This is a genomic window from Vandammella animalimorsus, from assembly GCF_002288875.1.
GTDB classification, from domain to species: domain Bacteria; phylum Pseudomonadota; class Gammaproteobacteria; order Burkholderiales; family Burkholderiaceae_C; genus Lampropedia; species Lampropedia animalimorsus.
The window spans coordinates 16726-29171 of sequence record NZ_NTBH01000014.1 but is presented as its reverse complement, the minus strand read 5'-3'; the positions used below and the strand labels follow the sequence as shown (position 1 = coordinate 29171).

Genomic DNA, 12446 nt, shown 5'->3' with positions numbered 1-12446 from the left:
CCAAGTCTTCAAGCTTGCGCTCTCGACAGGCTTGGGCAAACAGGTCGAACTTCAGGGCGCTGCCAGGAGTGATCATGCTGAGCAATTTACTCGATCAAAAGTACAGGTGAGGTTTTGAGAGGTTCCCTGTAAGAGTGTAAGAGCCTGTTCTTGAAATCCACGCCATGCGGCGTGGGTTCTGAACTCTTAAAGCCTGCAAGCTTCGGTTTGCAGGCTTTTTGCTGTGGTTTTTGCCGGGGGAGGGGCTGCACGAATGACCGCCCCCTCGTGCGCGGCCAGCGTGTGGGCCTGCCCATGCATGCTATGCCGGTGCCGGTGCTTTGCGCAGCGCTGGGGGCGAAGGCCTCTCAAATGTCTGGCGTGGCACAGCCAGGCGCTGCCGCATCGTGCACACTTCAGCAGCGCGGCGTTTGCGCTCTTCACCGGGCAGCGCGCGCGCACCACTTTTTTGTATTGCACCATGTCCGCAGCTTCTTCCCATCCCCCCACCTTTATCGAGCCGCCAGCAGTAGGCCCGCTGGCGGGCGTGCGCATTCTCAGCCTGGCGCTGAATTTGCCCGGCCCGGCGGCATTGATGCGCCTGGCAGGCATGGGCGCGCATTGCACCAAGCTGGAAGCCCCGGCCCCAGCCGGGGCCAGCACCAGCGACCCCATGGGTCAATACGAACCCGCTGCCTACACACAAATGCATGCTGACGTGCAGCGCGTGCAGGCCGACCTGAAGTCGCCTGCTGGCCAGGCGCAGCTGCAGACCTTGCTGGAGCACTGCGATGTGCTGCTGACTTCCTTTCGGCCTGCGGCGATGAAAAAGCTGGGCGTGGATTGGGGCACTTTGCAGGCGCGCTACCCTGGGCTGTCACTGGTGCAAATCTTCGGCGCCGCTGGCGAGCGCGCCAACGAGGCCGGCCACGATCTGAGCTACCAGGCCGAGGCCGGGCTGGTGCCCGACTTGCACATGCCGCCATCGCTGCTGGCCGACATGGCTGGTGCGCTGATGGCTTCCGAGGCGGTGCTTCAGGCATTGCTGGCGCGCCAGGCCGATGGCCGGGGGCGCTGCATCGAAGTGTCCTTGCTTGATGCGGCCCATTGGCTGGCGCTGCCGAGGGTTTGGGGGATTTGCGCCCCGCAGGGCATGACAGGCGGCGCGCATGCGGGCTACCGCCTCTACCCTTGTGCCGATGGACGTGTGGCCATGGCAGCGCTGGAGCCGCATTTCGCCCAGCGCCTGTGGCAGCAGGTGTGCTCTGCGGCCGGGGACGCGCAAATGCCCAGCGCGCCGGGGGCTGAGGGCGACATGCTGGCCGCTGGCACGCACGAGGCGGTGGCCGCATTCTGCGCCGCGCGCCGCTGTGCCGAACTCGATGCAATGGCCCAGGCGCACGACATCCCCTTGTTGACCATGCCGGACTGAGGCCATGGGAAGCAGTTGCATGAAACACATCGGCATCCTGGCTACGACGGCAGAAGGCGCGGCGCTGACCTACCGGCAGATTTGCGCACTGAGCATGGCGCGCCTGGGCGGGCATCGCCATCCTGAAGTCTCCCTGCATGCGTTTTCGTTTTCGGAGTATGCGGGCAGTTGGGAGCAGCGCAAGCAGCGTTGGCCGCAGCTGGTATTGCGCTCGGCCGCCAAGCTCCAGGGCTGCGGCGCGGATTTCCTCATCTGCCCTGCGAACACGACCCACGAAGTCTATGCTGAGGTGGCGCCGCAGCTGCCCATCCCCTGGCTGCACATTGCCGAGCCCGTGAAGCGTGCGGCACAGCGGAAGGGGCTGCAGCGCCTGCTGTTGCTGGGTACGCAGGCGACCATGCAGGGGAGGGTGTACGAGCCGCGATTGGCAGGCAGCGGTATTGAGCTGCTCAAACCCGATGCGCAGGAAATCGACCAGGTGCACCGCTTCATCATGGAGGAGCTGGTGGCCGGCGTGGTCACACAGGCGGCGCGCAGCTACTTTCGTGCGCTGGCCGACAAGTACCACCGCGAGCAGGGCGCGCAGGCAGTGGTGCTGGGCTGTACTGAATTGCCGTTGGTGCTCGATGCAGAGGCTGGTGTGCCACTACTGGATTCCACTGCCTTGCTGGCCCAGGCGGCGGTGGAATATGCGCTGGAGTGGGGCTGAAGCGAGAGGGTGCTCTAAAAAGCTGGCCCCCACCAGGCCATGTGTGCAGAGGCCCTCTCTTGGGCCTGTGCTCAGCCCATTTGCGTTTGCAGATAGTTGGGCAAGCCGATTTTCTCGATCAGCGCCAGCTGTTGCTCCAGCCAGTAGGCGTGATCTTCTTCGGTATCGCGCAGCTGCCTGAGCAACATGTCGCGGGAGACGTAATCGCCTTGCGCTTCGCACAACTGCATGGCCGCGCGCAGGCGGTCACGCACTTCCAGCTCCGTGTCCAGGTCTTTTTGCAGCATTTCAGGCACTGTGTCGCCAGGGGTGAACTCCAGCGGGCGCATGTCGGGCTTGCCCTCCAGCATGAAGATGCGGCGCATGATGTCGTCGGCGTGCTGGGTTTCCTCTTCCATTTCGTGGTTCAGGCGCTCATAGAGCTTTTTCAGCCCCAGATCCTCATAGCGGCGCGAGTGGTAGAAGTATTGATCGCGAGCGGCGAGTTCGCCGCGCAGCAGTTGCACCAAGGTGTCGATGACTTTGGGATTGCCTTGCATGGGATTTTTCCTTGAAAAAAATGTCAGGGCGCCAAGGCATGCTGTGCCATGGCGCCTATGGCTTGTGTGGTACTCGAAAAGGCGCTTTGTGGGCCTTGCCCACTCACTTATTGCGTAGCTTGAATTGGAGCGCAGTATCGGCCTTCGTGCAGGGCCTGTGAAGACAAGCCCCCAGCCAGGCGGTATGCATACGGATAGGTATGCAAAAGCGCTTGAGATGCGTTCTTGTTCGATGGCGTTTACATGGCCGCAGGCTCTGGCATTTCGGTGCCTTGGTGCGGCCTTGGAGGCTGGCAATCTCCCTATAATTTTCTTTTTTTCAGGCGCAGTGGGCGCCATCGCCGCCGGGCTTTTTTGCAATGACTCGCAACGACCAAGATTTGACCTTGATCTCCCAGGACATGGAGGCCGTGGATGCAGTGATCGCTGCGCGGCTGACCACCAATGTTGCACTCATCGGCCAGGTGGCGCATTACATCATTTCCGCAGGCGGCAAGCGTTTGCGCCCGGCCATGCTGCTGCTGGTGGCCAAAGCCCTGGGCTATCAGGGCCGGCATCACCACGAGATGGCGGCGGTGATGGAGTTCATCCACACGGCCACCTTGTTGCACGACGACGTGGTCGATGAATCGACGATGCGCCGCGGTCGCCCCACGGCCAACCAGAGTTTTGGCAACCCCGCCAGCGTGCTGGTGGGCGATTTTCTGCACTCGCGCGCCTTCGAGATGATGGTGGCCACGGGCAACATCCGCGTCATGCAGGTCGTGGCTGCGGCCACCAACATCATTGCCGAGGGCGAGGTGCAGCAGCTCATCAACATGCACGATGCCTCGCTGGACGAGGCCGGGTATTTGCAAGTGATCCGCTCCAAGACCGCCAAGCTGTTCGAGGCCAGCACCCAAGTTGGCGCCATTCTGGCCGGCGCCGATGCGGCGCTGGAGCAGGCTGCTGCGGTGTACGGGCAGGCGCTGGGCACCGCCTTTCAGATCATCGACGACGTGCTGGACTACGACGGCAGCGCCCAGGAAATGGGCAAGAACGTGGGCGATGACTTGCGCGAGGGCAAGGCCACGCTGCCGCTGATCGTGGCCATGCAGCGCGGCGATGCGCAGCAGGCGCGCACCGTGCGCGAGGCCATTGAGCAAGGCTCGGTTGAGCAGCTCGAAGAAGTGATCGCCATCGTGCGCAGCACTGGGGCCTTGCAGGTGGCGCGTGAATGCGCTCAAGCCGAGGCGCAGCGCGCCTTGCAGGCCCTGACCGCCTTCCCGGACAACGCTTGCACCACTGCCCTGAAGGCTCTGCCGGAGCGTCTGCAGGCGCGCCGCAACTGAGAAACTGAATCGACCCCGCAGGAGCGCAGAGCATGCAGCTCTACAACTACTTCTACAGCTCGACCTCGTACCGAGTGCGCATTGCGCTGGCCCTCAAGCAGCTGCCGTTTGATTATTTGCCCATCAACCTGCGCACGCTGCAGCAGCGCACGCCCGAATATTTGGCGCGCAATCCGGCCGGGAGCGTGCCGTTGCTGATTGAGGATGACGGCTTTGCGCTGACGCAGTCCTTGGCCATTTTGGACTACCTGGAGCAGCGCCACCCGCAGCCGGCGCTGCTGCCGGCCGAGCCGCGCCAAAGGGCGCGCGTGCTGGAGCTGTGCCATGCCATCGCCTGCGACATCCACCCAGTGAACAACCAGCGAGTGCTGCGCTATTTGCAACAAGAGTTGGGGTTGGACGATGCGCGCAAAAACGCCTGGTACGCGCACTGGATTGCCCAGGGCCTGCAGGTGGTGGAGCATTTATTGGCGCAGCTGCGCAATCAGGGGCACGCAGGCCCTTATTGCCTGGGCGCGCAGCCCAGCTGGGCCGATTGCTGCCTGGTGCCGCAGGTGTCCAATGCGCTGCGCATGCAGTGCGAGACGGATGCTTACCCATTGACCATGGCGGTGTACCGGCACTGCCTGGAGCAGGCGCCCTTCCAGCAGGCCGCGCCCATGGCCCAGCCTGACGCGCCCATGCAGCAGGGCTGAGGCAGTCTGCTGCACCCGCCAGCAGAGCCAGGCAGGGCGCTTCTCTATCTACAATGCCCGTTTCTTTTCCTGAGAGATCGGAGACGGGCATGCCATTCATCGGCCTTGGGCTGCATTTGCTGGTGGCGCTGTTTTTTGCCGTGCACGCGGTGCGCACGCGCCAGCAGAGCTACTGGCTGTTCATCCTGTTCTCATTCCCGCTGTTGGGCAGCGTGGCCTATTTCTTCAGCATCTACCTGCCCAGCAACCAGCGCATGCAGCGCCAAGGGCGCAAGCTGATGGCCGCTGCCGGGCAGGTGCTGGACCCGGGCCGCGAGCTGCGCGAGGCGCGCCAGGCCTGGGAGTACACGCCCACCGCGCAAAATCGCATGCGCCTGGCAGCGGCCCTGCTGGCCGCTGGCCAGGCCGAAGAAGCGGCCAACGAATATGCGCAATGCCTCAGCGGCCCCTTTGCCAACGATGCCGACATCCGCCTGGGCGCGGCGCAGGCCTTTGCGCTGACTGGGCAGCCAGGGCGCGCCCTGGAGCATCTGCAATTCCTGCAGCGCGAGCAGCCAGGCTTTCGCCCCGAGGAAGTGGGCATCCTGCAGGCGCAGACGCTGGCGGTCAGTGGCGATGTGCCTGCGGCCTATGACCTGTTCGAGCAGCTGGCGCAGCGCCATGGCGGCTTTCATGTGCATGCCGAATACGCCATCGTCGCAGCCCAGCAGGGCGACCGGGCCAGGGCCGAGCGCCTCAGGCCCCTTATCGAGCAGGCCACCTCCCAATGGCAAAGGGCGCAGCGCGAACTCAATGCCGGCACCATGCAACGCCTCAATGCGGCCTACCGCAGCCTGGAGCAGCCGCCGGCGCAGGATTGAACAGGCCCTTGGTTTTTACCAGGCGCGTCTGCGGAGTTTGGATCGAAAACACCGCCGCAACACTGAATCTCAACAGCCCAACACACACTGAATCCAACCATGAACTTCTGGAGCGATGGCCTGCAGGCGCTGGAGCCCTACATCCCTGGCGAGCAGCCGCAGGTGGCCGATCTCGTCAAACTCAACACCAACGAAAACCCCTACGGCCCCTCGCCCCAGGTGATCGCCGCCATTGCGCAGGCCGCCCAGCAGGGGCTGCAGCTCTACCCCGACCCCTTGTCGCTGCGCCTGCGCCAGGCCATCGCGCAGCGCCATGCCAGCGCCGGCATTGATGCCGAGCAGGTCTTCGTCGGCAACGGCTCCGATGAGGTGTTGGGTCATGCCTTCCGGGCCCTGTTCGTGCGCCCTGGGCGCAAGCTGCTGATGCCCGACATCAGCTACAGCTTCTACAAGGTCTATTGCCAGTTGCACGGCATCGAGATGCAGCAAGTGCCGCTGCGCGAGGATTGGCGCATCGCCGTTGAGGACTATTTGGCCATCGACCCGGCCAGTTGTGCCGGCGTGGTACTGGCCAACCCCAATGCGCCCACGGGCATGGCCTTGCCGCTGCAAGACATCGAACGCCTGGCGGCGCATTTCACGCAATCGGCCGTGCTGATCGACGAGGCCTATGTGGACTTTGGCGCGCAGTCGGCCGTGCAACTGGTGGCGCGCTACCCCAATTTGCTGGTGGTGCACACCCTGTCCAAATCCTGGGCGCTGGCGGGCCTGCGGGTGGGCTTTGCCATGGCGCAGGCGCCACTCATCGAGGCGCTGGTGCGCGTCAAGGACAGCTTCAACTCCTACCCGCTGGGGCGCCTGGCCCAGGCCGGGGCCCAGGCTGCGCTGCAGGATTGGGACTACTACAGCGATTGCACGGCCCGCATCGTCGCCACGCGCCAGGCCCTGGCACAGGCCCTGCAGCAGCGCGGCTTTGAAGTGCTGCCCTCGTGCGCCAACTTTCTCTTTGTGCGGCATCCGCAGCATGCGGGCGCGCAGCTCTACGCCGGGTTGCGCGAGCGCCAGGTGCTGGTGCGCCACTTCGACAAACCCCGCCTGCGCGAGCACCTGCGCATCAGCATCGGCACGCCGCAGCAAAGCCAGGTCTTGCTGGCCGCGCTGGATGCCTTGCTGTAGCGCCAGCGTACCCATGCAGGCCGCGGCTGGAGTGTGTGGCCGCGCGTTGCCTGACCGGGCGCGCCGGGCAAGGCATAGGAAACATTCTTAATCTCACGTGCAACAAAACCGTGCGCAAGGGGGCTTGCATTGCCAGGCGCTGCGCGGCTTGGAACAATAGCGCCCGTTGCATGCAGGCCCGGCGCCTTGTGTGCCCGGGCGGCATGGCTTTTGATGGCCCGGTTCGCCATTTTTTTCAAGGACACGAACAGGAGCCCAACCATGACCGGCGACCCCCAAGTCATGCGCCATTTGCAGGCGCAGCTCAAAATCTTGCTGACCAATATCAACCAGACCTTCGTGCACTACCGCATGCTGCAGCACTGGGGCTTTGGCGTGCTGGGCAAGACAGAGTACAAAGCCTCGATCAAGGCCATGAAGCAGTCCGACGAGCTGATGGCTCGCATCTTCTTGCTCGACGGCCTGCCCAACCTGCAGGACTTGGGCAAGCTGCGCATTGGCGAGGACGTGGCCGAATTGCTGGAATGCGACCTGGCCCTGGAGCTCGAATCACAAGCCACGCTCAAGGCTGGCATCGCGCACTGCGAGCAGGTGGCCGATTTTGTTTCGCGTGATCTGCTGCAGGGCATGCTCGATGAGGTAGAAGAGCGCATCGATTTTCTGGAAACCCAGCAGTCGCTGATCGAGCAAACAGGCCTGCCCAACTATCTGCAATCGCAAATGGACGAAGGCGCAGGGCATTGATCCGCTGGCCTGCCCCAAGGCCGCCTTGGCTGGGGCAGGATGGCCAAACCATAACGGTCGACCCACGATCGAAACCAAAGAAAAAACTCCAAAAAACCTTGTATGGGCCATCGCAGCGATGGCCCATTTTTTTACCCTGCGCCTGCGCGCGCACTGACTGGGAAGGCTCAGTCGGACAAAGGCGCCTGCCCTGCCAGCAGCGCCCGCATGCCATCCTCGTCCAGTACGGGCACGCCCAAGGCCTGGGCTTTTTCCAGCTTGCTGCCGGCCTCGGCGCCGGCCACCAGGTAGTGGGCTTTCTTGCTCACGCTGCCGGCCACCTTGGCGCCGGCGGCTTCGAGCATGTCCTTGGCCTGCTCGCGGCTCAGGCTGGGCAGGGTGCCGGTGATGACGAAGGTCTTGCCCGTCAGCGGCAGCAGGGCGTGGGCGGCCGGTTCGCCCTCGGGCCAGGTGATGCCCACGGCGCGCAGCTGGGCCACCACTTCGCGGTTGTGCGGCTGGGCGAAGAAGGTGTGGATGCTGCCGGCCACCACGGGGCCGACGTCGGGCACTTGCAGGAGTTGGTCGGGGTTGGCGTCCATCACCGCGTCCAGCCGGCCGAAGTGGCGCGCCAGGTCCTTGGCCGTGGTTTCGCCCACGTGGCGTATGCCCAGGGCGTAGAGAAAGCGCGCCAGCGTGGTGTGCTTGGACGCTTGCAGCGCGTCCAGCAGGTTTTGCGCCGATTTCTCGGCCATGCGCTCCAGCGCGGCCAGCGGGGCCAGGCCCAGGCGGTAGAGGTCGGGCAGGCTGTGCACCACGTTGCCGTCCACCAACTGCTCGACCAGCTTGTCGCCCAGGCCCTCGATGTCCATCGCCTTGCGACTGGCAAAGTGCAGCAGCGCCTGCTTGCGCTGCGCCGGGCAGGAGATGCCGCCTGTGCAGCGGTGGTCGACCTCGCCTTCTTCGCGCAGCACGGCGCTGCCGCAGACGGGGCAGTGCGCGGGCATGGTGAATTCCAGCGCGCCGGGCGGGCGCTTGTCGGGCAGCACGGCCACGATTTCGGGGATCACGTCGCCAGCGCGGCGCACGATGACGGTGTCGCCCACGCGCACGTCCTTGCGGCGCGCCTCCAGCTCGTTGTGCAGCGTGGCGTTGGTGACGGTGACGCCGCCGACGAACACGGGCGCGAGCTTGGCCACGGGCGTGAGCTTGCCGGTGCGGCCCACCTGCACGTCGATGGCCTGCACGCGGGTGAGCTGCTCCTGCGCCGGGTACTTGTGCGCCACGGCCCAGCGCGGCTCGCGCGTGACGAAGCCCAGCTCGCGCTGCAGGGCCAGCGCGTCCACCTTGTAGACCACGCCGTCGATGTCAAAGGGCAGCGCGTCGCGCTGCGCCGCCACTTCGGCGTGAAAGGCGATCAGCTCTGCCGCGCCGCTGGCCTGGCGCGCCAGCGCCGAGACGGGAAAGCCCCAGGCCTTGAGTGCCTGCAGCGCCTGCCAGTGGCTGGCCCAGTCCGGCCCGCCTTCGGCCGGCGGCGTGACTTCGCCCAGGCCGTAGGCGAAAAAGCTCAGCGGCCGGCTGGCGGCGATGCTCGGGTCGAGCTGGCGCACCGCGCCGGCGGCGGCGTTGCGCGGGTTGACGAAGGTTTTGGCGGCCTTGTCGCCGGCGGCCATTTTCTGGCGCTGCGCTTCGTTCAGGGCTTCGAAATCGTCGCGCCGCATGTAGACCTCGCCGCGCACTTCCAGCACAGGCGGCATGGGCGGCACGGGCAAGGCGGGCAGCGCGCCGCCCTCGGTGTGCAGGCGCAGCGGCACCTGGCCGATGGTGCGGATGTTCTGCGTCACGTCCTCGCCGGTTTCGCCGTCGCCGCGCGTGGCGGCCTGCACCAGCACGCCGTGCTCGTAGCGCAGGCTGATGGCCAGGCCGTCGAACTTGGGCTCGGCCACGTAGGCGATGGGCTGGCCGGCCAGCGCGGCCAGGGCCAGCGCGTGCAGCGGCTCGGCGCGGTGGCGCGGGTCGCTGGCCTTGAGCTCGCAGCGGCGCTGCTCGCCCGCCAGGTGGTTGCGCACCTGCTCGTCAAAGCGCTGGGCGCCAGCTGGGCTGGTGTCGGTTTCGGTGCGGATGCTGAGCATGGGCACGCGGTGGCGCACGGGGGCAAAGCCTTCCAGCACGGCGCCGCCCACGCGCTGCGTGGGCGAGTCGGGCGTGCGCAGTTCGGGGTGCGCGGCCTCCAGCGCCTGTAATTCCTGGAACAGGCGGTCGTACTCGGCGTCGGGGATTTCGGGCGCGTCCAGCGTGTAGTACTGGTGGGCGGCGCGGTTGAGCTGGGCACGCAGGGCGGCGGCCTGCTGATGCAGTTCGGTATGGGCGGGCATGGCGTGCAGGCCTCAGCTGAAGAGCTGCATCGCAGAGGGGCTGCCGGCGGGGAAGCCGCGCGCCTCCAGCGCGTCGTACAGGCGCTCGATGTCGCTGCCGATGGAGTCCATGGCCATGGCCGGCAGTTTGCGGCCATCGGCGTCGGTGACATGGGCCTCCATGGTTTCGGCCAGTTCATCGAGAATGCCGCGCAGGCGCTCGAAGGCGTTTTCCGTGCGGTCGACGTTGGGCAAATCCAGGGTGATCAGCAGCTCGTGCACTGGCACATGGTCCAGATCATCGGCCATGGCGGCCTGGGCGTCGTAGCTGAGAACCAGCACTGGCGGGGCGTGGGGGGCGACGGCGGGCAGCACCAGGCGCCCGGGCGTGACCGAGGGTTTGAAGCCGTGACGGGCGGCACACTGCTGCACGTAGCCAGGGCTCCAGGTGGCACGCTTGGCCAGCAGCATCAGGTTGAGCACGGCGTCGTTCTGGGCTGCGAAGTGGTCAATCTCGCGCCCGCGCGCCACTTCGTGCAGCATGTCCGGGAAGTCCGGCGCGGCGCCGATGGCGTCGGCAAACTCCTGCGTCTTGAGCACGAATTCGGAAAACTCAATTTCGTTGAGCGCCCCTTGCCGGTTGGCCAGTTGGATGGCCGCTTGCAGCTGGCTGTACTTGGAGCCGGCGTGCGGCGCCTCCCATTGCCGGGTTTGTATGTTCAGACCTTGAATCAAAAACTGTTTTTTGCCGATGCGCCGCGTTGGAGGCTGCGCAGCCAGCGCGGCATCGCCGGAGATGGGCTTGTCCAGCGCCAGCTCGACCACGCTGAATACCAGGCTGTCGAACTCCAGGCCGGGGCTGCCTGGGGGCAGGGATTGCACAGGCATGGGCGCTGCGGCGTTTGTGGCGGGCGCTGTGCTGGAGGCAAGCGCGGCGCTGGACTGGGGCGCAGCCGTGGCTGGAGTGGCAGCTGCAGGCTCGCCGGATGCAGCGGCTTGGGCTGTTGTACCCAGGCCCTTGCCCAAGCCGAACAGGCCAGTGCCTGGCGCGTGCTCGGCGGGCGCGGCTGAACTGGTGGGCGCTGCGGGGCTCAGCGATGGCTCCTGCGGGCCATTGTTGGCGTCAGGCTGCGGTGCGAGGCCGGTGTCATCGAGCCCCGGCTCTTTGCGCGATGGCTGTGCGCTGGGGAGGGCATCCTTGGCAGGCCGACGGGCTTTTCGCGGCGCGTGGCGGATGTGGTGCCATTGGTTGTAGGCCACCACCGCCAGCACGACGACAATGCCCAGAACGATCAGAGTGGTTTGCAAGGAGCTCATAGTGGGCGCTATTTTATGGAAGGCGCCCACCCGCGCCGAGAGTTTGCTCAGAGCCTGTTCAAAATCTCGGCGCGATTGGGCAAGAAGCGGTTTGGGGTGGGCTGCAAGGCGCAAAACGCAGCCATAGCTGGGGCTATGGCGAGGCTTTGCAACGCAGCAGAGCGCCCAAATCCGCTCTCTTGACCGCCGTGCAAAGATTTTGAACAGGCTCTCAGGTTCTCAGGCGCTGCGCACAGGCGTGTTACCACCGGGCGTTTCTTCGCCACTGGCAGGGGCGGCCAGCAGCAGCTGGGCCTGGCGCGCGACCTGCACACATTCGCGCAGGTGCTGTTCGCCCAAATAGCGCAGTGCGGCATAGCCAATGCTGGCGGAAATGGCCTGCCCGGCCAGGGGCACGAACTTGGCGGCCTGCTTGCTGGTCATGCGCAGGCCGATGCGCGTGGCCAGTTTGACGATCATCTCCCGCGTGACCAACTTGCCGATCAGCACCGAGCCGACCATGGCGATGGCTTTTTGCACCTGCTCGCGCTTTTCCGGGTGCAGGGCATCGATTTGCTCGGGGCTCAGGCCGAATTCGCGGTTGATCTGCGGAATCAATTTGCTCAAGAGCGCCGCATCGGCGGCCCAATCCAGGCCAGGCACGGGCACGGAACTGGCCACAGCGGCCATCAGGGCCTTGCGGTGCATGATCTTGCGGCTGCGGCGCACGGCCTCTTCCAGCTGGGGATGGCCTTGGGCCAGCTCCAGCGCTGAGGGTGGGGTATTCAGGCGAGGGGTTTTCATCATGGCCACTCCAACTCCAATGCATGCCGTGGAGGCACTGTCGAGAAAAAGACAGAGGAGAAAAAGACAGAGGCCCGTGCGGGCCTCTGGAGGACAGGCGTTGAGAACGCGGCAAACTTACTTCTTTGCCACGACGCCCCAGATGAGCAACAAAATGATGGCGCCAATCACCGAAGCGATAAAGCCAGCGGGTTCGTCGGCACGGTAGAAACCGACTTGTGCGCCGAGAAAGCGGGCCAGGAAAGAACCGGCAATACCCAGCAGCGCAGTCATGATCCAGCCCATGGGGTCGCGGCCTGGCTTGAGGGCGCGGGCGATCAGGCCCACGATCAGGCCGATGAACAAAGTGCCGATGATGGCTGTGATACCCATTTGATTTTTCCTTTTTTGAAAATCCGCAGATGCGGGGGTTAATGACAGAAAGCCTGAGTTGGGCATAAAGCCCCGGTTTTTCAAGCATTGTTTTGTAAATCAATGTTTGAAAAATCCAGACCAGCCCTTGACTCAGTTTTGCTGGCGCGCAGCAGTTTAGTAGGCATGAAAAAAGC

At 64.9% G+C, this 12446-nt stretch carries 12 protein-coding genes; 7 read left to right on the top strand and 5 right to left on the bottom strand.

Going from position 1 to position 12446, the window contains the following annotated elements:
* The first annotated feature begins 460 nt into the window (after positions 1-460).
* Positions 461-1411 carry a CoA transferase gene (locus CLI93_RS14280; protein ID WP_095543324.1) on the top strand — a complete coding sequence of 317 codons (951 nt, stop codon included), beginning with the start codon at positions 461-463 and terminating at the stop codon, positions 1409-1411.
* Positions 1412-1430: 19 nt separating this feature from the next.
* Positions 1431-2120: an aspartate/glutamate racemase family protein gene (locus CLI93_RS14275; RefSeq protein ID WP_095543325.1), complete on the top strand. Its 690-nt coding sequence runs from the start codon at positions 1431-1433 to the stop codon at positions 2118-2120.
* A 71-nt stretch (positions 2121-2191) separates the two neighbouring features.
* Here CLI93_RS14275 and bfr (CLI93_RS14270) read toward each other — a convergent pair whose 3' ends face one another.
* Positions 2192-2659 (bottom strand): bacterioferritin, encoded by a 468-nt coding sequence (gene bfr, locus CLI93_RS14270; protein ID WP_095543326.1) that lies wholly within the window; start codon positions 2657-2659, stop codon positions 2192-2194.
* A gap of 401 nt (positions 2660-3060) precedes the next feature.
* On the opposite strand from bfr (CLI93_RS14270), the gene CLI93_RS14265 reads away from it, so the two are divergent.
* The 5 genes from CLI93_RS14265 to bfr (CLI93_RS14245) all read left to right on the top strand — a co-directional run bounded on the left by CLI93_RS14265 (position 3061) and on the right by bfr (CLI93_RS14245) (position 7465).
* Entirely contained in the window at positions 3061-3990 is a 930-nt protein-coding gene (locus CLI93_RS14265; RefSeq protein WP_095543349.1) for a polyprenyl synthetase family protein, read from the top strand.
* 32 nt (positions 3991-4022) lie between these two features.
* Positions 4023-4685, top strand: a complete 663-nt coding sequence (maiA, locus tag CLI93_RS14260) for a maleylacetoacetate isomerase (RefSeq protein WP_095543327.1) — start codon at positions 4023-4025, stop codon at positions 4683-4685.
* A gap of 89 nt (positions 4686-4774) precedes the next feature.
* Positions 4775-5545, top strand: coding sequence for a hypothetical protein (locus CLI93_RS14255; protein ID WP_095543328.1), 771 nt, complete (start codon positions 4775-4777; stop codon positions 5543-5545).
* A 99-nt stretch (positions 5546-5644) separates the two neighbouring features.
* Positions 5645-6721, top strand: a complete 1077-nt coding sequence (gene hisC, locus CLI93_RS14250; protein ID WP_095543329.1) for a histidinol-phosphate transaminase — start codon at positions 5645-5647, stop codon at positions 6719-6721.
* Positions 6722-6982: 261 nt separating this feature from the next.
* Entirely contained in the window at positions 6983-7465 is a 483-nt protein-coding gene (gene bfr, locus CLI93_RS14245; protein ID WP_095543330.1) for a bacterioferritin, read from the top strand.
* Between the two features lie 167 nt (positions 7466-7632).
* Here the strand turns inward: bfr (CLI93_RS14245) and ligA are convergent, their stop codons facing one another.
* From ligA to CLI93_RS14225, 4 genes are all read right to left on the bottom strand, one after another.
* On the bottom strand, positions 7633-9819 hold the full coding sequence (gene ligA / locus CLI93_RS14240; protein WP_095543331.1) for an NAD-dependent DNA ligase LigA: 2187 nt from the start codon (positions 9817-9819) through the stop codon (positions 7633-7635).
* Between the two features lie 12 nt (positions 9820-9831).
* Positions 9832-11115 carry a cell division protein FtsZ gene (locus CLI93_RS14235; RefSeq protein WP_095543332.1) on the bottom strand — a complete coding sequence of 428 codons (1284 nt, stop codon included), beginning with the start codon at positions 11113-11115 and terminating at the stop codon, positions 9832-9834.
* Positions 11116-11334: 219 nt separating this feature from the next.
* Complete coding sequence (locus tag CLI93_RS14230) at positions 11335-11901, bottom strand: hypothetical protein (RefSeq protein ID WP_238945908.1); 567 nt, start codon at positions 11899-11901, stop codon at positions 11335-11337.
* A gap of 114 nt (positions 11902-12015) precedes the next feature.
* Positions 12016-12264 (bottom strand): GlsB/YeaQ/YmgE family stress response membrane protein, encoded by a 249-nt coding sequence (locus tag CLI93_RS14225; RefSeq protein WP_095543351.1) that lies wholly within the window; start codon positions 12262-12264, stop codon positions 12016-12018.
* Between the last annotated feature and the right edge of the window lie 182 nt (positions 12265-12446).

Excerpts from the sequence above, each read along its gene's own strand:
- hisC (WP_095543329.1), top strand. The coding sequence starts at position 5,645 with ATGAACTTCTGGAGCGATGGCCTGCAGGCGCTGGAGCCCTACATCCCT.
- CLI93_RS14265 (WP_095543349.1), top strand. The coding sequence starts at position 3,061 with ATGGAGGCCGTGGATGCAGTGATCGCTGCGCGGCTGACCACCAATGTT.
- bfr (WP_095543330.1), top strand. The coding sequence starts at position 6,983 with ATGACCGGCGACCCCCAAGTCATGCGCCATTTGCAGGCGCAGCTCAAA.
- CLI93_RS14280 (WP_095543324.1), top strand. The coding sequence starts at position 461 with ATGTCCGCAGCTTCTTCCCATCCCCCCACCTTTATCGAGCCGCCAGCA.
- ligA (WP_095543331.1), bottom strand. The coding sequence starts at position 9,819 with ATGCCCGCCCATACCGAACTGCATCAGCAGGCCGCCGCCCTGCGTGCC.
- maiA (WP_095543327.1), top strand. The coding sequence starts at position 4,023 with ATGCAGCTCTACAACTACTTCTACAGCTCGACCTCGTACCGAGTGCGC.
- CLI93_RS14235 (WP_095543332.1), bottom strand. The coding sequence starts at position 11,115 with ATGAGCTCCTTGCAAACCACTCTGATCGTTCTGGGCATTGTCGTCGTG.
- bfr (WP_095543326.1), bottom strand. The coding sequence starts at position 2,659 with ATGCAAGGCAATCCCAAAGTCATCGACACCTTGGTGCAACTGCTGCGC.
- CLI93_RS14255 (WP_095543328.1), top strand. The coding sequence starts at position 4,775 with ATGCCATTCATCGGCCTTGGGCTGCATTTGCTGGTGGCGCTGTTTTTT.
- CLI93_RS14275 (WP_095543325.1), top strand. The coding sequence starts at position 1,431 with ATGAAACACATCGGCATCCTGGCTACGACGGCAGAAGGCGCGGCGCTG.
- CLI93_RS14230 (WP_238945908.1), bottom strand. The coding sequence starts at position 11,901 with ATGATGAAAACCCCTCGCCTGAATACCCCACCCTCAGCGCTGGAGCTG.